A 21528-nucleotide genomic window follows, 5' to 3' on the forward strand; every position below is an offset into this window, starting at 1 on the left:
TTTTTTTGTTTTGATACTATTTCAACACGAAAAACCTTGTTCAGCTGCTATCTATAACAGATTCACAAAGCATCTCTTTTTTTTGAGCCAAAGATGGGACTTGAACCCACGACCTCTTCCTTACCAAGGAAGTGCTCTACCGCTGAGCTACTTCGGCTTTTTTTATTCTTCGCTGCAATCTGCCCAGCTTTTTTCCATTTGAGCGGAAGACGAGGTTCGAACTCGCGACCTATAGCTTGGAAGGCTATCGCTCTACCAACTGAGCTACTTCCGCTTCTTTATTGTGGGGAGAGAAGGATTCGAACCTTCGAAGTCTTGCGACAACAGAGTTACAGTCTGTCCCATTTGGCCACTCTGGTATCTCCCCCTTTTAAGCACTGCACATTACTATACGATGTTTAAAAGAGCCTCCTATCGGAATCGAACCAATGACCTACTGATTACAAGTCAGTTGCTCTACCAGCTGAGCTAAGGAGGCTTATATTATGCATTGCTTCACAAATAAGCAACGTTTTCTACAATACTAATCTTTCACAGAACATTCCCATTTTCTTGCCGGGCCAGCGCCCTCTCTGAAAGGGAATGCAAATCTACAAGAATTTATATTCTAGACAAAATTATTTTCAAAAAAAAATTGGCAGAAGTAAATCTGCCAATTCTCTATTAAAAAGCTAAGAAATATATATCTAGTAATCAGACACTTCATCTGCATTCAAAAGCACCTTGTGCTCGCTTAGCTTAGTTCTCGTCTTATCTTTATGTTTGGTAATTTGCTTTCTTAAGGATTCTATCGCCAAATCTGTTGCCTCTTCAAATGATTTACATTGCTCTTTTGCAAACATTGTACCTCCTGGTACAATCAGTTTGATCTCGCTGATCTTATTTGCCTCATCATCTACATTTTCTAGTTTTAAATACACTTCCCCACTAATAATCTGGTCAAAGAACTGATCTAATTTATCCACTTTCCTCTGAATAAAATCTAACAACTTCTGGTCTGCATTGAAATGGATCGATTGAACTGTAATTTTCATGTTTCCTCCTTTTTTACGCCTTTGGATGGGCCTGTTTATATATTGTTTTTAATCTTTCTACTGAATTGTGTGTATAAACCTGTGTTGCGGCCAGACTGGAATGCCCCAGCAATTCCTTTATGGCATTCAAATCCGCTCCTCTGTTTAATAAACTGGTCGCATACGAATGCCGCAGCACATGCGGACTTTTCTTATCCTGTGTAGACACATATGTCAAGTAACGCTGCACTATCCGGTATATTAGTCTCGGATAAGCCTGAATTCCTTTATCAGTAACGAATAGCAGGTCTGTTTTGTTATCAAAATTTTGTAATGTTTTCAGTTTGATGTAAGCCCGTAGCAATTCCCGTAATGTCATTCCTATAGGGATAATGCGCTCTTTGCTCCTTTTGCCCATTACCCTGATGGTCGATTCATAGAAATTGACATCTCCTTCTTTTAGTAATAGCAATTCAGCTAAGCGGATTCCTGTGCCAAACAAGGTTTCAATAACCAGTTTATCTCGCTGTGATGGGAAGCTTTCATCAAAGAACACCTCTGAGTCCAGCAGCTCATCAAGTTTCAACTCATCAACAAATACCGGCAACCGTTTAGGTACCTTAGGCGCCTTAACAAGGGTCATGGGATTCATTGTAATCGCATTTTCACGAAGCAGATATTTATAAAAGCTTCGTAATGTGGATAACTTTCTTCCTACAGAGTTTTCAGAGACCCCAGCATCCATCAATCCGACCATGAAATTCCTGACATGAACATATTTCACCTCGGTCAAGGTCAGCTCAAAGGTGCTCAGCATAAAATCACCAAACTGAAGCAGGTCTGTTTTGTAAGACTGTAGGGTATGTGAAGAATATCTCTTCTCGTGCTGAAGATAGGTTAAAAAATGCTCAACAGTCATAGCAATGCTTTGGTAATGCTCGTTAAGTGAATATACAAAACATTAATGTAACAAGCACTTTTTTAAGCAAAAAAAAACGCCACCGAATTGCGGTGACGTTTTTATATCATTTAAACCATTCAGAACTAAATAGTTCCTTCAAGCTGCATGTTTTGCTTATAAATAGCGTGTTTCACTTGCGTACGACGAGCTACAGATTTTTTCTCATAAGCTTGGCGGCTACGTAATTCTCTTAACACCCCGGTTTTTTCAAATTTCTTTTTGAAACGTTTTAACGCCTTATCTAATGATTCGCCGTCTTTAATATTAATAATGATCATAACGTATTGATACCTCCTCTCGTTGTTTTTAGGACTGCAAAGATAAAGCTTTCATTTGATAATCAAAACAATATATTTAATTTAATTAATAATCCGCGTTTACCACAATTGCATTATTTATATATCTTTATAAAATATCTGTTTATCTGGCTATGAAATCTAAAAAAACACTGTTCATTGTGCTTGGCACTGTAATCCTTCTCCTGTCCGGCTTTATCTTCTACCGCTATTACTTTGTTTTCGGCGAAGGTGTAAAAGCAGGCGAGCTCAATTACGTCGTAAAAAAAGGCTACGTATTTAAAACTTATGAAGGTAAACTGATCCAATCGGGCATCCGTTCTAAACAAACCGGCACTTTACAATCCAATGAATTTGAATTTTCTGTAGCTGATAAAGCCATAGCCGAGAAAATGATGCTGAACAGTGGCAAATTTTTCGAACTGCACTATAAAGAATATATCAGCAGTCTGCCATGGCGGGGATACAGTCCTTTTGTGGTCGACAGCATCATCTCCATAAAGTAACCAAAACAATAAATCCGGCCATCGAAAGGCCGGACTTACCAGTTTTATATTGGTTAGAATAACTCGTTTTAATTTTTCAGCACTTCCCTTGCGATCACGATTTTCTGGATCTCAGAGGTACCTTCCCCTATCGTACACAGCTTACTGTCGCGATAGAATTTTTCAACCGGAAAATCTTTGGTATAACCATAGCCACCAAAAATCTGCACTGCTTCTGTAGCACACCTCACCGCCACTTCCGAAGCAAAATACTTGGCCATTGCCGATTCTTTACTCATAGGTAAGCCACGGTTCTTTAAATCTGCGGCCTGTCTGATCAATAACTCCGCAGCCTCAATTTCAGTAGCCATATCCGCAAGCTTAAAACTGATACCCTGAAAATTAGCTATCGGCTGTCCAAACTGATGTCTTTGCTTGGCATAGGCAACAGCGGCCTCATAAGCCCCCCTGGCTATACCTAACGATAAAGCTGCAATCGAAATCCTACCGCCATCCAGTACCTTCATGGCCTGTTTAAAGCCTTCACCCTCTTTACCCAACAGGTTTTCTTTCGGCACCCTGCAATTGTCAAATATCATCTCGGTTGTTTCCGAGGCCCTCATACCTAACTTATTCTCCTTTTTACCCGCTGAAAAACCAGGTGTACCCCGTTCTACTACAATAGCAGAAATTCCTTTAGAATCCCCTTTATCACCCGTGCGCACCATTACCACTGCGATATCCCCTGTTTTACCGTGGGTAATCCAGTTCTTCGCCCCATTAATTACATATTCATCACCCTCCAGCACTGCCGTGGTCATCATACGTAAAGCATCCGAGCCGGTATTTGCCTCAGTTAAACCCCAGGCGCCAATCCATTCTGCTGTAGCCAGCTTGGGTAACCATTTCTGTTTCTGCTCCTCATTGGCAAAAGCCAGAATATGCCCCGTACATAAAGAATTGTGTGCAGCAACGGACAGACCAACAGAGCCGCAAACTTTTGCCACCTCCACAATTACATCCACATATTCCTGGTAACCAAAACCCGATCCGCCGTAAACTTCCGGCACCAACACGCCCATCAAACCAAGTTCTCCCAGTTGCTTAAAAACTTCGACAGGAAAATATTGCGCTTCATCCCATTCCATCAATTTTGGCCTGATATTTTTATCGGCAAAATCCCTCACCATTCTCCTGATCATCTCCTGATTCTCTGAGGTACTAAAGCTGTATCCTACAGGACCGTCCATCATTTCTAACATATTTTATTGTTTGAATTTGGGCAATTATAAACAAATAAAACCATAGCATCACCAGCCAAAAACCCACAAAAAGATAGAACGAAATGGTATTTAGTTCATTAACCTTGCCCTGTCATTTTAGGCAAATCAAATCCCCTTAAAAAAAAATCATTATTTTTTTGTCAATAAGCGGCCAGAGAAAATATTTTATCCGAATAAGGTGTCAATCTGGCCTTTCCGTTTAAAAACTCCAATGCAATAATAAACGAATATCCGGCTACCTCCGCCCCCAGCTGCTTTACCAATTCCGAAACTGCAACAACGGTCCCCCCAGTCGCCAGTAAGTCGTCATGAATCAACACACGCTGTCCTTTCAGCAAGGCATCTTCGTGTACTTCAATGGTAGCCGTACCATATTCCAGATCGTACGATTGCTGTACCGTTTTATAAGGAAGCTTTCCAGCCTTCCTTATAGGTACGAAAGGCACATTCAGCAACTGTGCAAGCACGGGCCCAAACAAAAAACCCCTGCTTTCTATACCGGCCACCACATCAATATCCAAGCCCTTCAACTGTCCGGCAAGTGCCGCTGTAATCTCCTGGCACAATACCGGGTCCTTTAATATCGGGGTTATGTCCTTAAAAACGATACCCTGTTTAGGGAAGTCAAGTACGTCCCGCACTGTCGATTTTATTTTTGATTCAATCATACTTAAAATTCAAGATAAGGCGCCAAACGGTCTATCGTTTCCTGATTTAAAATGGCTACCTTATATAGGTCTGCAATATTACTATAATTTCCATGTTGTTTTCTGTATTGTATCAACGCATTGATCTGCTTATACCTAATATAGGGATGATTCTTCAGATCATTAAACTCTGCCCTATTGATATTTATCTTTTTTAGTTGCAATAAATCCACAGCCACCTGCCCTTTAATCTCATTGTATTTTACAGAGTCCAGCCCAAATACTTCCATCAGTTGTTCCTTTTTACAGAAACCGCCAATACGTTCCCTGTATTTTACAATGCGGTTCGCAAATACCCTTCCAATTCCTTTTATCTTATCCAGCTCTGTTGTATCCGCTCCATTCAGCTCAACAAGCTCCATTTCAGCTTTCCTGTAACTGGTTTTCGGATATGGTTTAAACACGATATCAGGAGTTTTATCAGCTATTCGTACATATGGTGCCAGCCGCTCAAACATTTGTCCGCTTATGGTGTACATTTTTTTCAGGTCCTCAGTCTGTTTAAATCTCCCGCCTTTAGCTCTGTAATTTAGAATAGCTCTGGCCTGTTTAGATGATAAGCCCAGTCTTACCCATTCGGCCTGCCCAATGGTATTCGGATCAAAAATAAAAAGATCAGTTTTTTCTTTCTGCCAGTTCTGGCCAGCTATTCTTTTGTGCCGCTGCACATATATTTTTTTATCCCGCTCCCTCATCGCCAGTTTTAAAAGCGCCCGCTTTTCCGCAACCGTAATCTGCGGATCGGGCTTCATAAAACGATAAACGGGAGGAACCAGCATAATCACCCCGATCAAACAGATCAACACCAGCAGCCCGTTAAATTCCTGCCTGCTGAAACCAAAAATACCCAGCCATTTCTTCATCAGCTAAATTTAAACATCACCAACGGTACCAACCACAAAATCCCCCTGCTTTTTATTTAACTGCGTCCCATTATTGTCAGCTATCTATGCTTATATTTTCTTTGTAACTAACTTTAAGAATATAAGTCTTATTTTTGAAGTTGACTTATAATTCATTAATCAAATTTTAAATGAAGATCATAACTACCAAAGAGTTTGCTAAAGCCACAAAAATCGATAAGTTAGGTGTACCGGGTTTGGCAGCTCTGCTCATGGAGATGATGAAATTAAACGACATCAACAAGGTTTTTTCACAGAATGAACATTTTAACGGCCTTGAATTTGTCGACAAAATATTAGAAACAATTGGCGTAAGTATCGACTTTGATGAAGACGACCTTAAAAATATCCCTAAAACCGGCGGCTTCATAGCCATTGCCAACCATCCTTATGGCGGCGTAGAAGGTCTTGCCCTGGTAAAATTACTCTGTACCGTAAGACCCGAAGCGAAGGTGATGGTGAACTTCATCCTGAAAAAGATCCCTAACCTCAGTGAGTTTTTTGTTGCCGTGAACCCCTTCGAAAATGTTCAGCATACTTCCAGCATCAGTGGGTTAAAGGCTACATTCGACCTCCTCCAAAGCGGTACGCCCATTGGCATCTTTCCTGCCGGGGAGGTTTCGACCTTTAGTCTGGATAAGCAGGAAATTACAGACAGGATATGGCACCCTGTAGTGGGTAAGTTAATTGCAAGGGCTAAGGTACCGGTTGTACCTATCTATTTTCATGGCAATAATGGGGTGTTATTTAATATCCTTAGTTTTATACACCCAACATTGCGTACAGCCAAACTACCTTCAGAGTTCTTAAATAAACAAGGGCTCAAAATAAAGGTCAGAATAGGAAAGCCAATTCATATCGAAGACATATCTTACCATAAGAACACCAATAAGCTCCTTGACTTTTTACGTGCCCGTACCTACGCACTGGGTACCGGACTTGAAGAAGAAAGGAAACTGTTCAATCCCATCAGCCTCTTCAAGATTAAAAAGAAGCCCGAACCCATCATCGAGGAAACCGAGCGGAGCTTACTTGTAGAAGAGGTTGCACAACTGGAAAGCTTCAGGGTATGGCAGGAAAAGAATTATGAAGTGTACATCACACCAACCGCAGCCATTCCAAATGTGCTCAGGGAAATTGGCCGCTTAAGGGAAATCACGTTCCGTGAAGTGGGTGAAGGCACCAATAAGAAAATAGATCTCGACAATTACGACATCTACTACCACCACCTTTTTATATGGGACAAAGAGTTACAGAATATTGTAGGCGCATACCGCATTGGCAAAGGTGATGAAATTCTGAATACTATGGGCCGCCGGGGCTTTTACCTTTCTGAACTCTTTAAGATCAAAGAACCCTTTTACCCTGTTCTGCGTAAAGGAATAGAGCTTGGACGTTCCTGGATCCGCAAAGAGTACCAGCAAAAGCCGTTACCTCTTTTCCTGCTTTGGAAAGGCATTTTAAAATATCTGCTCGACAATCCACAATACAGGTATATGTTTGGTCCGGTCAGCATCAGCAACAACTTCTCCAAGTTCTCTAAATCTCTGATTGTGGATTACATCACCAAAAACCACTTCGACTACGAGCTGGCCCACTATGTAAAACCTAAAAATAAGTTTAAGGCTGATCTTTCTGCAATAGATAAAGATTTGCTGATAGAAAGCAGTGAATCTTTAAAAGATCTGGACAGTCTCATTTCCGATATCGAAAACTCGCACATTAAGATTCCTGTATTGCTTCGCCAATACATGAACCTCAATGCAAAGATCATCTGCTTTAATATTGATCCTAAGTTTTCCGATTGTCTTGATGGCTTCCTCGTTGTCGATACACAGAGCATTCCACCAGAAATGCTGGAAAAAATTGGCAAGAACTTTTAGTTATCTGCTTCGCCGGTTTCTGGCACTGAACTCTGGACAAGCTTGGCTAACCAATCAGGAATAATAGCGGTAATGTGTTCCAAAGGAATATATACCGGATAGTCTTCAATTGCGGGGAATTCTAGATATATAGACATGATGAGGAATTTAGTTACTACTGTAACATCAACCCATCAAAATAGTTTTGAAAATTTAAAGAACAAATAACAACACCGGGAGTTCTCCAACTCCCGGTGTTGTTATCCTCTCACATTTTTCCGAGCAATTTCTCCAGTTTTTCCGTAAGTGCCCCCCCTGTAAGGTTACGACCAACGATCTTTCCCTTTGGATCAACCAATACGTTCTGCGGAATGGCATTTATCGCATACAGTTTAGCAACCTCATTTTTCCAGTACTGCAGGTCAGATACCTGCGTCCAAACCAGCTTATCATCTTTAATTGCCTTCAGCCAATTTTCCCTGGAACGGTCAAGGGAAACACCAAGTATCGTAAAGTTCTTATCCTTATATTTTTGATAGGCGTTTACCACATTAGGATTCTCCGCCCTGCAGGGCCCGCACCAGCTCGCCCAAAAATCAATCAGCACATATTTCCCCCTAAAATCACGTAATGATACTGCTTTACCTTCAGTATCTGCCTGGGTAAAATCAGGTGCCATAGCCCCTACTCCGTAGGTTTTCATTTTTTCCATCAGCCTGGCATATTTTATACCCGGCTTACTGGCTTTAACTTCCGGAGAAAGCGAATTGAAAAGCGGCTCAACATCTTGCACATCAGGTGTGGGGCCACCATAGAACTGAAGCGCGTAAATACTTCTGAATGAACTCGGGTTTTTCTGAACAAAAGCCTTCCAGATCAGTTTTCGCTCATCCATTGATTTATTGATCACTTTGTCCATGGCATCCAGGTAAGTTCTCGATTTTTGCTCTTCCTTCGATGCAGCATAATAGGCGTCGTAGGCATCATTCTGCTGTTTCTGAAAAGGTGCAATAGCAATCCTCAATGCTTCATTATCTTTATTTACAGGGCCTCCGGTAATGGTAGCCCTGGCAATAGAGGTGTCCGGACTGCTTAAGGTCAATGTACCAGGTTCCAGGTAAAACATCACAAAATTTCTCCAGTCCCAGGACACCGCTTTAGAATCCCCGCCTTTCGTATTAAAAATTACCCAGGCCTCTTTAGGATAATCAACAATGCCACTAAAACTAAAATGTCCGTTCTGGATTACCGTAGAATCATTAAGCAGTTTACCTGCCGTATCCGTATACATTAAAAAGGCTTTTGCCGGACTCGAAAAATTGCCCACCTTACCGTTTAATGTAAACTTTCCACTTAACTGGTTCTGTTTATAAATTTCTCCCAATTTTTGCTGGAGTGCCCCCCCCCGAAGATCTTTAGCCACAATTCTGCCATCCGGACCAATTAAAAAGTTTTGTGGTATAGCTTTCACAAAATAGGCCTTCGCAATTTTGCTGTCCCAGCCTCCAAGTTCCGACAACTGTGTCCATTCCAGCCGGTCTTTTTTAATGGCTTCCGTCCAGGCTTTCCTGGTACCCGGATAATCCAAAGAGATACTGATCATGGTCAGGTCTTTGTAAGCCTGGCGGGCTTTGATCAGGTTTGGATTTTCCTCCCGGCAAGGCTTACACCAGCTGGCCCAAAAGTCAATCAGCACATATTTCCCCCTGAAACTGCTCAAACTAACCATTTTTCCACTGGTATCCGGCAGTTTAAACTCAGGCGCAACGGCACCCACCATTACGGCCTTTAGCTTTTGCAGATATAAACCATATGCTGCAACAGGTTTGGCTCGCTTAACCGCAGGACCAAGTAAGTCAAACAACGGGACAAGTACCTCTGCCTTCGGAATAGATCCTGCGCTGGCTTTCAAAGCAAAGAAACTCATCATATGATCCGGATTATGGGTGATAAAATTCCGGTAAACACTCCTGCGCTGCACTTCACAAAGCTCCAGTTCACGTGCTATTTCTTCCTTCTTTTCCTGTTCTGCCATCTGGAAAGCCAATCTCAGCCTTTTCTCGGTCTCAGCTATAGGTTTCAACTGCAGGTTTATGGCATCATTATCGGCATTTACCTGTCCCGCCATAACCTTAGCTTCGCTCAGCTTATCCGGGCTGCTCAGCAAAATGTTCCCCGGCTCAAGGTACAGTTGCAAACTGCTGTAATCTTTGCCCCTCATGCCATCGCCATGCGGACTGATCAGTAAAAGGGCACTCGTGGCCTGCTCAATATTGCCTTTAAAGATAAAAGCCCCCTTTAGTAGCCTTACCGAGTCAATCTTTCGCTCATTACCTGGCGTATATACCAGGTAAGCCATAGCAGTAGGCGGCACCTTTGCCAATTTTCCGTTTAAAGTAAAATGCTTCAGTTGCCCCTGCGCAATCAAAGGCAGGAAAAAGCAAAGAGCAATTGCGTTTTTTAAAATATTTTTCATTGTCTATAGATTAAGGATTGTTCTGCATACCCGGGTTCTGATCCATAATTTTCTGGGGGAAACGTAAAACCAGGCGCTCGGGTTTCAGGGTAAAAATTTGAGTAGAGCCATCAGCTTTATATAGCGTATGCTTATAAGTAGTCCCCGCAAATAGGGGATCCACAGAAAGTCTGCGCATATCAAACCAGCGATAGCCCTGAACAGCATATTCCCGGATACGTTCGTAGAGCACAAACTGTATCAGGGGCACCTGCTGTCCCGCTATAGCGGTTGGCACAACCGCATCAACTGCAGGCATTCGTTTCGATCTAAAGAATTCCAGGTCAGCTTTTGCCCCGGTAAGGTCTCCTAACCTTGCCTTACACTCTGCCCTTAACAAATAAAGATCAGCCAGCATCACGCCAACCTGCGCACTCGAAGAAGCAGCCCTGCGCAGCAGTCCTGATGGATATGCCGCACCATTAAAAGCATTTTTATTGTACAATTTCAGGCGCATATCAGTTGCGCCATACAGTGTCACCGCCTCAGGGCTTAACACAAGCTCATTGGCATTATACTGCCAGTTATCCGATGTCTGTTTACCAAACAGGATCTCCTGGTTATTGGGTACCGTCGGAAATGAAGCACCCCGTGTGGTAATGGGTAAAAAGGCGCCGCCCGGTCCAAGGGTTACATTATAATCATAAAAATTTATGCTGATCACGCCTTTAGAAGCATTTTGTATGGCCGAATTCAGTTGCACCAGGGCCTCGTTATACCTGCCCATAAAAACATATACTTTACCTAAAACACCTTCGGCAGCTGCTCTAGACATCCTTACCCGGCTGGTGCTTTGCGCAGGTAAATCTGGTATCGAAGCGCTAAGGTCCTCCAGTAAAAAGTCGTACACCTCTTTAACAGAAGCCCTTGTAAACTTTGTTTCTGTAACATCACCGGCGGTAATAATAGGAAAACCAGGATCATTAGCCGAAGTAGCGCTGTTGTAAGGTTTACCATAATAATTGATCAGCATAAAATAGGTCCATGCCCTGCCTGCCCTGGCCTCGGCTTTTATCGATGCCTTTTGTTGGTCAGACCCATCCTTTGCATCCTTTATTTCATTTATAATCTTGTTGTACAGGTACAGGTTGGTCATCGGAACCGTCAGCTCTGCTGCATCATCATTGGCTTCATAAATAACATCGTCCCAGCGGAATAACCTTTGTGTCCTTAAGGCCGAACTGCTAAAATAAGGCTCTGCTGCCGCCAGTTCATCTCCCATCGGCACCTGCCCATTGGTCCCCATATTCAGCAATTCCAGATTATTCAAAAGCAGATTATAATCGGCTACAGTTTGGGCAATCAGCTTACCTTTGGGGTCAATTTCCAAAAAACTCTTTTTACACGCTCCAAAAGCGGTAATCAAAACCATCAGTAAAACTGATGCAGCAATATTTTTATTTATCCGTTTCATTTTACTGTGCTTTAGAATTTTACATTCAAACCAAAAGAGAGTGTTCCCTGATTTGCGATAAGTGTTCTTACCCCCGAATTGCCGTACTGGTATTCAGGGTCTATACCATAATCATTGGCCTTCCACAACATCAGGTTAGACACCTGTGCACGAAGGGTAACCTGGTCAACATTTATTTTTTTCAGGAAAGCCGAATTGATCCGATAGCTCAATGTCGCATCGCGCATCTTTACATAGGCTGCACTAACGACATTGATATCGGCCATTGTATAATAGCCAACATCACGTCTCGACTGGCTTATGGAGGCGTTTGATACATAGGAAGGTATATTTGTGTGCGCTTCATCACCTGCAGTTTTCCAGCGGCTGGCAAATTCTGCATGCTGGTTCCCGGTTGTAAAATCGCCCATGGGGCCTTGCGTAAGGCGTCCTGTATAGAACTGGTTTGCATCCCTGCGCATCACATTGCCAAAGTTGAATACGGTATTGATGCTTAGCCCCCAGCTTTTGTAGCTAAAAACATTGGATAAACCGCCATTCCAAACCGGCTGATAGGTCCCCATGTATTTCATGTCCTCCGGTTTTGTTATTCTCGGCTTTTTGGTCACCGTACCATCGGCCAGCCTTACCATCGGGTCACCCATCTCATCTAGCCCGGCAAACTGGTAGGCAAACACCGCAAAGGCCGGATAGCCTTCCATATAATTATGGAGCACCAGGCTGCTTCCCGCAGTTACCGGAGTGTACTGGTTATATTTTGTCAAAAGGTTTTTATTGTAGGAGACATTCAAAGCGGTATTCCAGCGAAAATCTCCACTACGGATATTCAGCGATTTTAAAGCAAGCTCGATCCCTTTATTTTGCATATTGCCAACATTTCCGATAATAGAACGGTACCCCGTAAAACCATTGGTAGGCATATTGCCAATTAAGTTATCGGTATTTTTCCGGTAAAAGTCTACCGATCCCTGCAGCCTGTTGTTCAATACACTAAAATCAACACCCAGGTTAACCACTTCTGTTCTTTCCCAGCTCAGGTCCGGATTGGATGCCGTGCTGATATAACTTCCTGTACCTCCCGGAAAAAAGGGGCTGGGCTGCACTGCAATAATATCATGAGATGCGGCAGTACCAGGGCTCGGCGAATTGCCTGTAATACCATACGTGGCCCTTAAAGCAACCTGGTCAAACCAACCCGTTTTTTTCATAAATTCCTCGGCACCCAATTCCCATTTACCGCCAACACTATACACAGGTCTGTTTTGTGCCGATTTATCCAGACCAAACAAATTACTCTGGTCAAATCTCAGGCTGGCATTTACAGAATATTTTTTACTGTAAGTATAACCTGCGTTGGCATAATAAGAGGTAAACCGGGCCCTTAGCAACTCCTGCTGTCTGAAAGCATCATTGCTCAGAATACTTCCCGAGAAATTATTGGACCATACCGCACCAGGCAGTCCTGCATTTCCCAGTGTGGCATAATCTACAGGTCCGTAGGTTTGCAACAAAGTGTTGTATCCTCTTACTTTACTTCCCGTTAGCACTGTAAACTGCTCCTGGGCCTCATGGCCGGCAAGCAGGTTAAGCTGGTGCGCTCTGTTGTTCCACTCTGTATCATAAACCAACTGGTTCCTCAGCGTCCAGTCTTTTTGCGTGGTATGGTCTACGGCAAAAGTGCCACCACCTTTAGGAAGATAATATACTGGGGTAGAAGAGGTATTTGGCGCAACAGTAAACTGAACCAGCTCACTCCTTACCGGGTAACTTTTCTCGTCATCATACTGCTCGCTTCTTCCAGCTCCCTTCAGGTAACTGTAGGTTCCCTCAAAACGCAGGTCTTTAATAATTTTCACATTAAATCCCAGAATGTTGCGGCTCAGGATCTTATTTCTCTTACCGCTACTATAATTGTATTCATCAAGCGGGTTGTAATCCAGGCTGATGCGGCTAAGGTTCTGATAACTTATCCTCGTCTCATCGCTAAGCTGCTGCATGTAGGGCATCGACAAATTGTTGCCTGCCTGATCTTTAAAAAGCTGGTAAGGTAAAAAGCGGTTATCTACGTTAATTGTTTGCCTATTGGCACCAATGATATTGGATAAATCGGTAATCAGGCTCATGCGTATACGATCCCCAAATTTGAAGTCCTGCCTGCCGTTTATTTTAAAAGTACGGTTAAGCTCTCCTGGCCTGTTGCTTTTAATATCTGTAAAAGCCCCGGATACATAAAAAGTATATTTGTCACTACCGCCAGATAAGGATACAGTATGGTTCATCTGCGTGGCAGCCCGGTACCACAAGTCTTTGATCTGTCCGGCATTGTTCAGCGCAGCCAGGCTATCCAGACTGTTCTTCCGCTGTGCAGGTGACAAGGCCTGGTTGTACAAAATCCTTTCATGTGGAGGAACTCCAAAATAGTAGTCTGGAAAAGAAGAAACTGAAGCCCATGGATATACCACCGGATCAAATACCTCAGATGCAGCATCAATAAACTGCCTGCTGTTCAATGTCGGGATATAATCCAGATCCGGCTTACCCTGAAAATTAACATAGCTGTCGTATTGTATTTTAACCCTATCACTGCCCCCCCCTTTTTTTGTGATGATAACAATAACCCCATTTGCTGCCCTTGACCCCCATATAGAAGCTGCAGTTGCATCGCGTAATATGTTGATGTCCTCAACATCCTGTGGATTAATGGTAGAAACATCATCCAGCGGAATTCCATCCACCACATATAAGGGATTTCTATTGGTTAAATAGATGTTCCCCCCCAGTGGAGAATTACCAACGGTAGAAAGCCCCCGTACAAGAAAGGGATTGTTACTGGCAGATGGCGCACTGTTAACCGTAAGCCCCGGTACCAGGCCATCCAGGCGCTGCAGGATATTGGTGCTACCGGTGCGGTTCCTCAAAACATCCATATCCGGCTTGCCAAAAGACCCGGCAGAGCGCTCCTTAGGCAGGGTCTGATAACCTGTACTTACCGTTACACTCACCTCTTCAAGCTCGTTGGTCCGGGTTTTGAGCCTGATACCCATCAGGTCGGTCCGCCCATTTAACCTGGTTTCATAGCTTTCAATATTTACCCCGCTAAAAACCAGCACCGCGTCCGGATCCACACCAAACAAAGAAAACTCCCCGTTGGCATTGGTTGCAGTAGCTTTGCTGGTCCCCTTTACTTTAACCAGTACACCTTCAATAGCCCTTCCATTCTCATCCAATACACGGCCACGCACATCAATAACAGCCCAGCTACCAGCCAGGTGTTCCAGAAAGGTAGGTTCCTTTTTGCTCAATACCACATTGTTCTTTACAATTTTAAAGCTCAATGGTAAACCGCTAACCAGTATGCTCATGGCTTCATCAATACTGACATTGTTCAGGCTCAGTGTTACTTTCTGGTCTTTAACGTCCTTCAGGTCATACAGGATTCCGTAGCCGCTTTGTGTTCTTATGGATTGTAAAACTTTCTCAATAGGCGTATTTTTTGTGTTCAGCGTTATTTTCTGTGCAAGGCCTTTTGCGCTTACCTGGGCCAAGGCAATAATTAACATGAAAGTGGTTAACCTCATTATTAACAATATAAATGCATTAAATTTCATACATTTGGTTTGGTTGAGTTGATAAAAATTGTTAGCTCATAACGTTTTATCCCGGCATAAAACCGGGAATGGTTGACTCAATCAATGGCCGGTAAGTGGTGCGAACACTTTCCGGCTTTTGTTTAAAAGCCACCTCATACCATTCTATTTCATCTTTTCCTTAAGGCGTTTGGTTTCAGTCCTCCTATACTTAATTGTTATTATTTACGATTATCTTTTTCCCCTCTATGGTAAACTGCACCCCTGAAAACTTAAAAAGCCCAAGTGCTTCGGAGGCGCTTACATTTCTGTTGATGTCGCCCGTAAATTTCCTGAGCGGCACACCATCAGGATAAACTACCTCTACATCATACCATCGGGCCAGTTGTTTCATTACATCCTGTAAAGGCGTATCGTAGAAACTGAATTTACCTTTTATCCAGACAATGGCATTAGGGTCGGCTTCGCCGATTGTAAGCGAATTGTTTGACAGGGTTGATTGCTGGTTAGGCTTAAGGATGCGCGCTCCTCCCTGCCCATCATCCCGCGATGCCGAAACCTGTACACGTCCTTCAATAAGCGTAGTTACAGTTGCACCTTCATCTGCGTAGCCTTTGATGTTAAAATGTGTACCCAATACCTCTACCCTTTGCCCTGTACTTTCTACAATAAAGGGATGTATTTTATCTTTTGCCACTTCAAAATAAGCTTCTCCTTCAAGCTTCACCAAACGCTCCCCCTGGTCATTCAAACCTATTGTATAAATCAAACGCGAAGCAGCATTCAGCCAAACCTTTGTGCCCTCAAACAACGTAATCTGGTAAGTACCACCACGTGGTGTAGTCAGCGTCATCACTCCTTCCCCATTCTCATCCCTTCCAAGCGGCAATGATTTTTTGCCTGTGCCTGAAATAACGGCTGTATTATCGTCATAACGTAGATCGTCTCCTATTACAACTCCTGTTTTGCGCTCGCTAAGCTTTATGGTTTTACCATTGGAAAAGGTTAATGTAGCGATGTTTTTTCCAGGATCTATATCATTTCTATATGTCACTTCATTGCGTAGAGCATTTCGCAACGAAGCAACCTCCTGGTTATAAAACCATATGCCAAATACAATTGCTGCTACTGCAGCCGCAGCTAAACCAATACCTGTCCACAACTTAATGCCTTGCTTTCGCTTAGGTAAAGCGCCAATGCCCGAAATGATGTTTCTATACATCACCACCTCAAGCGCAGCTTCCTCTCCCTTCAGCAGATTGAGGGGTTCACCATTCTGCAGCTTCTCATAATAAGCTTCAAGCAATGTCTTGTCTGCATCGCTTGCACTGTCATCAAGGTAAGCATCTATAAGCCGGTCAAAATTTAGTTTATCCATGTTGATACCTATATGTTCCAAAAACGGTACAGGCACCCTACCACTTTTCGATTTTTTTTTATTTAATGCGTTCGGCAAGCAGTAAAATACCTACACAAAGGTCCAGACTAAGATTTTCGCGTAAAAATTTCAATGATTTGGTGATCCGTTTCTCTACAGTTTTTTCAGAGACTTCCAGTTTTTGTGCAATTTGCTTATAAGTCAGCTGCTCATCCCGGCTCATTCTGAATGTCTCGCGGCAATCTGCAGGAAGTTCATTGATCAGCTGGTTTAGTACCGTTTGCTGCTCCTTAAAAAGTAAAGGTTGCTCTTCCACCAGTTCGGTAGTAATTAGCCGCAGCCTGGAATAAAACTGATCATCAACCTTTTGGCTCCTGATAGATTTAAGCACGGCAAAGCGGGTACTTTGCTGCATATAGGATTTGACATGCTGTATGTTCAATTCTGTTCTCCGGTTCCATAAACTGATAAAGACTTCCTGAACAATATCCTGTGCCATATCCTCGTTCCGCATTATTTTACACGCATTATGATACATGTCTTTCCAGTAGCGCGTATACAACTCACCAAAGGCCTTATCGTCCTCTTTCTTAATTAAATCAAAGAGCTCTGGGTCAGTAAGTACCTTATAGTTGTTCATCCGGATATTTCGCCCCTTGGCTGCAAAGTGTAATAACAAAACTGTATAATATTTTCCGTATTCTAAAATGAAGATAAGAATGCCTCGCAGTTGCGAGAATTGCGAGGCATAAAAAGATTAACGGTAAAAGGAATAGCTGGAAACATCCATTTTCAGTCTATGTAGGGGGACTTACCGTTATAGGGTAAACATATCTTTAATCCATACATTTTGCAATTCTTTTACGCGAACAGCCCAAAATCTTACGCGAACAGTATAAAAACCGGCCTTTAAATGAAATTAAACGTTTCCATAAGTCAACAAATATCCATACATTCCGGGTACGGAAACTCTAATTCTTATGATCAAGTATATACTCCTGATATTCCTCTTATTAAACTGGATCTTACTCGCAACGGCGCAGCAAAAAAAAACCGCTGGTCTGATCCATTATAGCGACTTTGGTGCCAAAGGCGATGGAACCAGCGATGACATGGAAGCTATCGTCGCTGCACATACTTTTGCCAACCAACACGGCCTTAAGGTTAAGGCAGATGCCGGGGCCCGTTATTATATCGGGGGTAAAGCACGTACAGCGGTTATCCAGACAGACACTGATTTCGGCAACGCCGCCTTCATTATTGATGATACCGGAGTGGAAGACCGCAATTCCCCTATTTTCACCGTAAGTTCAGGTCTCAAATCCTTTAAACTGGAAAACATAAGCTCACTTAAGCGTAACCAGCAAAAAATTAAGGTGTCTTTGCCCCGCCCCTGTTTAATTACTGTCACAAACACCAACGTTAAACAGTATATCCGGTTTGGATTAAACCAAAACAATGGCTCCCCGCAAACCGACATCTTTATTGCCGACAAAAATGGGAAGGTAGACATGAATGCCCCCATCATCTGGGATTTCGAGCAGATTACAGAAATCACCGCGCTGCCTATCGACGAAAATCTGTTGAAGGTTACCGGAGGCACTTTCACCACTATTGCCAATAAATCCGAATCCATGGCTTACTATAGCCGGGGTATTTCCATCAGACGTTCCCACGTACTTGTTGAAGGGCTGAAGCACTACATCAAAGACGAAGGAGAACGGAGTGCGCCATATGGAGGCTTCATCAACATCGGTAACTGTGCTTATGTAACGGTAAAAAACACCATCCTAACCGGCCACAAAACCTATAGCACCATTGGTTCCGCGGGTAAGCCTGTCTCAAAAGGCACCTACGATCTTTCCGTGAACCGCGCCGTTAATATATCCTTTATAAATTGCAGCCAGACCAACAGTATAGACGACAGCAAGTACTGGGGCATTCTTGGGTCTAATTTTTGCAAAAACCTGCTTTACGACAATTGTATCTTCTCCAGGTTTGATGCCCACCAGGGGGTTGCCAATGCAACCATCCGCAACTCAACCCTGGGGCATATGGGCATCAATGCCATTGGCAGCGGCTTGCTCACAATCGAAAACTCTACCGTCCGTGGACGGGCTTTCGTTAACCTGCGTTCCGACTACGGTAGTACCTGGCAAGGGCGAATCCTGATCCGCAACTGCGTTTTTGTGCCTGCAGGCGGCAAAGCTGCCAGCGCCGCGCTGATCAGCGGTTCCTATTCAGGCCAGCACAATTTCGGTTATACCTGCTACATGCCGGAACAGATCACGATAGACAATCTCCGGATCGACGATTCCAACCACCCGGATAACTATCAGGGACCCGCTATTTTCGCAGATTTCAACCCGAAAATGACAGACGGTTCCTACCAGGAAAAATTTCCTTATGTCAAAACCAAAGAGGTTATCCTCAGGAACGTTACAACTGCCAGCAAGAAAGCCTTGCGGACCAGCGACAATCCGTTCATGTTTAAAGATGTAAAAGTTACCCGGTAATTTATTGTTTTGATTCCCTTTTGTAGGCATCAAGCGTTTTTGTATACGCCTCTACAGTGCTCCTGGTAACAAAGCCAACATGCTTGTTTTCTTTTATATACTGCCTGGCCATCGAAATGGCTTTTTCCTGGGCAGCAATGGCACTATCCACATCACCCATATTGGCATAAGCTGCTGCAATATGGTTATACATCAGCGAACCCGGCTGGGGGTTATCTACCAGTTCCTTTAAAATGTTGATTCCATAAGCGTAGAAATCCCTGGATAGGCTCTGCTTTCTGCAAATTGCTGCTCCCGCAGAACTTTTAAATCCGGGTGCTGTACCTTGCCATTTCTTCATAAACTCAAATGCTTTCGCCTGGTCACAATCCAGCAATACCTGGAACTTAGCGTAGCCAAAAAAAGGTGCCCAGTCTGGTAGTTCGTCAGAACCGGCATCCAGAATCGCTATTGCCTTGTCGTATTGTTTATCCCTTGCCGCTGCCGCATAATCTGTCCTTATCTTTGCTACCTTAGCATCCACCCCGCTGGCTACCCTCGCCGCTATCACTGCATCACTCTTACTACGTTCAGCCGCAATATCGTACGCCTCGTCTTTAACCACCAAAATCATCGAATCCAATGCCGCAGGATGTCCTATCCACATGATCGTTCCATTTTTAACCATAAAAGAACATGGTATTCCCACTTGTCCGGCTGCCTTCATCCATCTTTTTCCCATGTACTCCTCATTGTTATCCATAACAATGTTATAATCTACCTTACTGCCCATGCCCTTCAAAAAGTTCTTCACCCTGGGCAGGTTAACATCATAGGGCTTTTCCCTGGGCTTATCCGCTCCGTGCGAATCCTCCCAGATGTTCACACCAATTACCGAAACATCGCTGGCATGTTGCCTGGCAATCTTAGAGAGATGTGGTATCATCCCTACACACGGTCCGCACCAAGTCGCCCAGAACTCTACCACATATAAACGGTCTTTTTCGTATGTTTTTACCGGCCTACCTTTCAGCCAGGCCCCGTGACGTAACTCAGGTGCCTTGTCGCCAATACCCAGCCTGGGCCCAATTACATTTTGCGCTTTTGCATTGGCGGAACAAAGTGTTCCGCCAATTACAATACCGATCAGGCATTTTACTATATAAATCATATGCTGAGTTTATTTATTGAACAGGGTAACCACCAGCATTCTGGCTGCCAAACATAGGGTTGGTCTGAAACTCTGCCACCGGAACACCAAACCACAACTGGTTTACCGAAGTAATGGTGGGGCGCAGTGAAGTAATGGTAGCCAGAGGGAAGCGTACCAACGCATTCCAGTCAATACCATCTTCAGTGCTCAGGTTACGCAGCGTTTCGTAATAAGCCTGGATCCATACCTCCTCCGAAGTACTGGCAGCATCAACAAGGGCAAAAATAGTCACTCCGGCTTTAGCCATCACCAGTTTAATATCGGCCTTTGCATCAATCAAAGAACCACCGGAGCGGGCCAGAGCCTCAGCCCTCATCAGGTATACCTCAGATAGCCTGATGGCATATTGCGTTTCCGAAAGCTGTGTTGCCGAAGCAGCTGGCCAGGCGCCATATTTGGTAAAATACTCATCATCAGGATGGCCTACCCGGTTGGTTTTAACACCAATCATCCAGGTTTGCCGAGGATCTCCGCTCAGTAAAGTCCGGAAAGCCTTTTTGGCTGCAAAACCGGAACTGGCCGTGAGGCGGAAATTATTGCTCTGGATCTCCCGGTTCATTTCCTGGTTAATCTGAGGCCTGAGGCCCAGGATTACCTCTTTACTTGCCAGCCCCTTGCTGTAAAAAATATCCTTTAAATTAGGTTCCAGCTGATATTTATTGCTCCCGATCACCATATTGGTCAGGGCAAGCGCTTTTGTAATATCGGCAGGCTGGCCCCGTGTAAGCAGTACACGGGCTTCAAGTGCCATGGCTGCATATTTATTCACAAAATAATTCGGGTTATTTTCCGGACCGTTAGCAACCGCATAATCCAGATCGCTCAAAATGGCATCGTAAGACTCAGCAACCGTATTCCGGCTTTTGATCACCGTGCTTAAGCCGCCCAATTCTGTACGCAGCAAAACCCCGTTTTTACTACCCAGGTCTTTCCATTCCGAAAAATACAATAGCAACTTAAAATGGGCGTGGGCCCTTACATAGCGCGCCTCGGCAAGCATTTCTGCCTTGCGCCCAGGCGTTGCGAAATCATGGTCGCCCAATGCCGTTACACCTTCAATAAAGCCATTGGCCTGGGCAAGCAGCTGATAATTATTGGTCCAGATAGATGGAATGAGCATAGCATTAAGATTAATGTTGCTCTCTATCTGATAGGCACCGCCAAAAGCATAGGCCAGCATTCCCGTAAGCATACCAGGGGCAACGTTCTGACTTGTCCAGCTAATTTGGGTAGACGAAGCATTCGCAAACCTGTAATATACCCCGTTCAGCACAATCTGTGCAGTTTTCTGATCAATAATGGCCGTCCCGTTTACTTTTGCATTAGGCGGCGGTGTACTCAGCTCCTTATCGCATGCCGAAAAGGCGAGCATGCTCAGAAGCGCAATACCATATATATTTAATGTTTTCATACTTTA

General features: G+C 43.7%; 17 protein-coding genes and 4 tRNA genes. 3 read left to right on the plus strand and 18 right to left on the minus strand.

Annotated features, from left to right (window positions below):
- Nucleotides 1-85: 85 nt before the first annotated feature.
- The 7 genes from ABIE26_RS20660 to rpsU form a co-directional block, all read right to left on the minus strand.
- Nucleotides 86-157 (minus strand) — tRNA-Thr (locus tag ABIE26_RS20660).
- A 44-nt stretch (nt 158-201) separates the two neighbouring features.
- Nucleotides 202-274 (minus strand) — tRNA-Gly (locus ABIE26_RS20665).
- A 10-nt stretch (nt 275-284) separates the two neighbouring features.
- Nucleotides 285-367, minus strand: a tRNA-Tyr gene (locus ABIE26_RS20670).
- A gap of 38 nt (nt 368-405) precedes the next feature.
- Nucleotides 406-478: transfer RNA gene (locus tag ABIE26_RS20675), tRNA-Thr, on the minus strand.
- 208 nt (nt 479-686) lie between these two features.
- Nucleotides 687-1034 (minus strand): ribosome hibernation-promoting factor, HPF/YfiA family, encoded by a 348-nt coding sequence (hpf, locus tag ABIE26_RS20680; protein WP_084241341.1) that lies wholly within the window; start codon nt 1032-1034, stop codon nt 687-689.
- A gap of 13 nt (nt 1035-1047) precedes the next feature.
- Nucleotides 1048-1932, minus strand: a complete 885-nt coding sequence (locus ABIE26_RS20685; protein WP_310145360.1) for a tyrosine-type recombinase/integrase — start codon at nt 1930-1932, stop codon at nt 1048-1050.
- A gap of 125 nt (nt 1933-2057) precedes the next feature.
- Nucleotides 2058-2252 carry a 30S ribosomal protein S21 gene (gene rpsU / locus ABIE26_RS20690; RefSeq protein WP_012781007.1) on the minus strand — a complete coding sequence of 65 codons (195 nt, stop codon included), beginning with the start codon at nt 2250-2252 and terminating at the stop codon, nt 2058-2060.
- Between the two features lie 152 nt (nt 2253-2404).
- On the opposite strand from rpsU, the gene ABIE26_RS20695 reads away from it, so the two are divergent.
- Nucleotides 2405-2776 carry a hypothetical protein gene (locus ABIE26_RS20695; protein WP_310145362.1) on the plus strand — a complete coding sequence of 124 codons (372 nt, stop codon included), beginning with the start codon at nt 2405-2407 and terminating at the stop codon, nt 2774-2776.
- A 68-nt stretch (nt 2777-2844) separates the two neighbouring features.
- Here ABIE26_RS20695 and ABIE26_RS20700 read toward each other — a convergent pair whose 3' ends face one another.
- The 3 genes from ABIE26_RS20700 to ABIE26_RS20710 form a co-directional block, all read right to left on the minus strand.
- Nucleotides 2845-4017 carry an acyl-CoA dehydrogenase gene (locus tag ABIE26_RS20700; protein WP_310145364.1) on the minus strand — a complete coding sequence of 391 codons (1173 nt, stop codon included), beginning with the start codon at nt 4015-4017 and terminating at the stop codon, nt 2845-2847.
- Nucleotides 4018-4178: 161 nt separating this feature from the next.
- Entirely contained in the window at nt 4179-4706 is a 528-nt protein-coding gene (locus ABIE26_RS20705) for an adenine phosphoribosyltransferase (protein WP_310145366.1), read from the minus strand.
- A gap of 2 nt (nt 4707-4708) precedes the next feature.
- Entirely contained in the window at nt 4709-5608 is a 900-nt protein-coding gene (locus tag ABIE26_RS20710) for a ComEA family DNA-binding protein (RefSeq protein ID WP_310145367.1), read from the minus strand.
- Between the two features lie 170 nt (nt 5609-5778).
- On the opposite strand from ABIE26_RS20710, the gene ABIE26_RS20715 reads away from it, so the two are divergent.
- On the plus strand, nt 5779-7530 hold the full coding sequence (locus tag ABIE26_RS20715; protein ID WP_310145368.1) for a lysophospholipid acyltransferase family protein: 1752 nt from the start codon (nt 5779-5781) through the stop codon (nt 7528-7530).
- Here ABIE26_RS20715 and ABIE26_RS20720 read toward each other — a convergent pair.
- From ABIE26_RS20720 to ABIE26_RS20745, 6 genes are all read right to left on the minus strand, one after another.
- The gene (locus ABIE26_RS20720) at nt 7527-7667 is read right to left on the minus strand and encodes a hypothetical protein (protein ID WP_310145370.1); all 141 of its coding nucleotides are present in this window, start codon (nt 7665-7667) and stop codon (nt 7527-7529) included. The genes ABIE26_RS20715 and ABIE26_RS20720 overlap by 4 nt on opposite strands.
- A gap of 110 nt (nt 7668-7777) precedes the next feature.
- Nucleotides 7778-9985, minus strand: a complete 2208-nt coding sequence (locus ABIE26_RS20725) for a redoxin domain-containing protein (protein ID WP_310145372.1) — start codon at nt 9983-9985, stop codon at nt 7778-7780.
- Nucleotides 9986-9995: 10 nt separating this feature from the next.
- Nucleotides 9996-11438 carry a RagB/SusD family nutrient uptake outer membrane protein gene (locus tag ABIE26_RS20730; protein ID WP_310145374.1) on the minus strand — a complete coding sequence of 481 codons (1443 nt, stop codon included), beginning with the start codon at nt 11436-11438 and terminating at the stop codon, nt 9996-9998.
- Between the two features lie 11 nt (nt 11439-11449).
- A complete protein-coding gene (locus ABIE26_RS20735) occupies nt 11450-15016 on the minus strand; it encodes a SusC/RagA family TonB-linked outer membrane protein (RefSeq protein WP_354376249.1) in 3567 nt (1188 codons plus the stop codon).
- Nucleotides 15017-15236: 220 nt separating this feature from the next.
- Entirely contained in the window at nt 15237-16403 is a 1167-nt protein-coding gene (locus tag ABIE26_RS20740; protein ID WP_310145378.1) for a FecR family protein, read from the minus strand.
- Nucleotides 16404-16461: 58 nt separating this feature from the next.
- Entirely contained in the window at nt 16462-17043 is a 582-nt protein-coding gene (locus tag ABIE26_RS20745) for an RNA polymerase sigma-70 factor (protein WP_310145379.1), read from the minus strand.
- A gap of 340 nt (nt 17044-17383) precedes the next feature.
- Here ABIE26_RS20745 and ABIE26_RS20750 point away from each other — a divergent pair, with 340 nt between their 5' ends.
- A complete protein-coding gene (locus tag ABIE26_RS20750; RefSeq protein ID WP_310145380.1) occupies nt 17384-18919 on the plus strand; it encodes a hypothetical protein in 1536 nt (511 codons plus the stop codon).
- Between the two features lies 1 nt (nt 18920).
- On the opposite strand, the gene ABIE26_RS20755 is transcribed toward ABIE26_RS20750, so the two are convergent.
- Together ABIE26_RS20755 and ABIE26_RS20760 are read right to left on the minus strand one after the other, a co-directional pair.
- On the minus strand, nt 18921-20069 hold the full coding sequence (locus tag ABIE26_RS20755; protein ID WP_310145381.1) for a thioredoxin domain-containing protein: 1149 nt from the start codon (nt 20067-20069) through the stop codon (nt 18921-18923).
- A gap of 13 nt (nt 20070-20082) precedes the next feature.
- Nucleotides 20083-21522 (minus strand): RagB/SusD family nutrient uptake outer membrane protein, encoded by a 1440-nt coding sequence (locus ABIE26_RS20760; protein ID WP_310145382.1) that lies wholly within the window; start codon nt 21520-21522, stop codon nt 20083-20085.
- Nucleotides 21523-21528: the final 6 nt, after the last annotated feature.

The sequence above is a fragment of the Pedobacter africanus genome (assembly GCF_040548825.1).
Lineage (GTDB): Bacteria > Bacteroidota > Bacteroidia > Sphingobacteriales > Sphingobacteriaceae > Pedobacter > Pedobacter africanus_A.

Bases quoted from the DNA above. Each gene is read 5' to 3' on its own strand.
- hpf (WP_084241341.1), bottom strand. From the start codon at position 1,034: ATGAAAATTACAGTTCAATCGATCCATTTCAATGCAGACCAGAAGTTG.
- ABIE26_RS20685 (WP_310145360.1), bottom strand. From the start codon at position 1,932: ATGACTGTTGAGCATTTTTTAACCTATCTTCAGCACGAGAAGAGATAT.
- rpsU (WP_012781007.1), bottom strand. From the start codon at position 2,252: ATGATCATTATTAATATTAAAGACGGCGAATCATTAGATAAGGCGTTA.
- ABIE26_RS20695 (WP_310145362.1), top strand. From the start codon at position 2,405: ATGAAATCTAAAAAAACACTGTTCATTGTGCTTGGCACTGTAATCCTT.
- ABIE26_RS20700 (WP_310145364.1), bottom strand. From the start codon at position 4,017: ATGTTAGAAATGATGGACGGTCCTGTAGGATACAGCTTTAGTACCTCA.
- ABIE26_RS20705 (WP_310145366.1), bottom strand. From the start codon at position 4,706: ATGATTGAATCAAAAATAAAATCGACAGTGCGGGACGTACTTGACTTC.
- ABIE26_RS20710 (WP_310145367.1), bottom strand. From the start codon at position 5,608: ATGAAGAAATGGCTGGGTATTTTTGGTTTCAGCAGGCAGGAATTTAAC.
- ABIE26_RS20715 (WP_310145368.1), top strand. From the start codon at position 5,779: ATGAAGATCATAACTACCAAAGAGTTTGCTAAAGCCACAAAAATCGAT.
- ABIE26_RS20720 (WP_310145370.1), bottom strand. From the start codon at position 7,667: ATGTCTATATATCTAGAATTCCCCGCAATTGAAGACTATCCGGTATAT.
- ABIE26_RS20725 (WP_310145372.1), bottom strand. From the start codon at position 9,985: ATGAAAAATATTTTAAAAAACGCAATTGCTCTTTGCTTTTTCCTGCCT.
- ABIE26_RS20730 (WP_310145374.1), bottom strand. From the start codon at position 11,438: ATGAAACGGATAAATAAAAATATTGCTGCATCAGTTTTACTGATGGTT.
- ABIE26_RS20735 (WP_354376249.1), bottom strand. From the start codon at position 15,016: ATGAGGTTAACCACTTTCATGTTAATTATTGCCTTGGCCCAGGTAAGC.
- ABIE26_RS20740 (WP_310145378.1), bottom strand. From the start codon at position 16,403: ATGGATAAACTAAATTTTGACCGGCTTATAGATGCTTACCTTGATGAC.
- ABIE26_RS20745 (WP_310145379.1), bottom strand. From the start codon at position 17,043: ATGAACAACTATAAGGTACTTACTGACCCAGAGCTCTTTGATTTAATT.
- ABIE26_RS20750 (WP_310145380.1), top strand. From the start codon at position 17,384: ATGATCAAGTATATACTCCTGATATTCCTCTTATTAAACTGGATCTTA.
- ABIE26_RS20755 (WP_310145381.1), bottom strand. From the start codon at position 20,069: ATGATTTATATAGTAAAATGCCTGATCGGTATTGTAATTGGCGGAACA.
- ABIE26_RS20760 (WP_310145382.1), bottom strand. From the start codon at position 21,522: ATGAAAACATTAAATATATATGGTATTGCGCTTCTGAGCATGCTCGCC.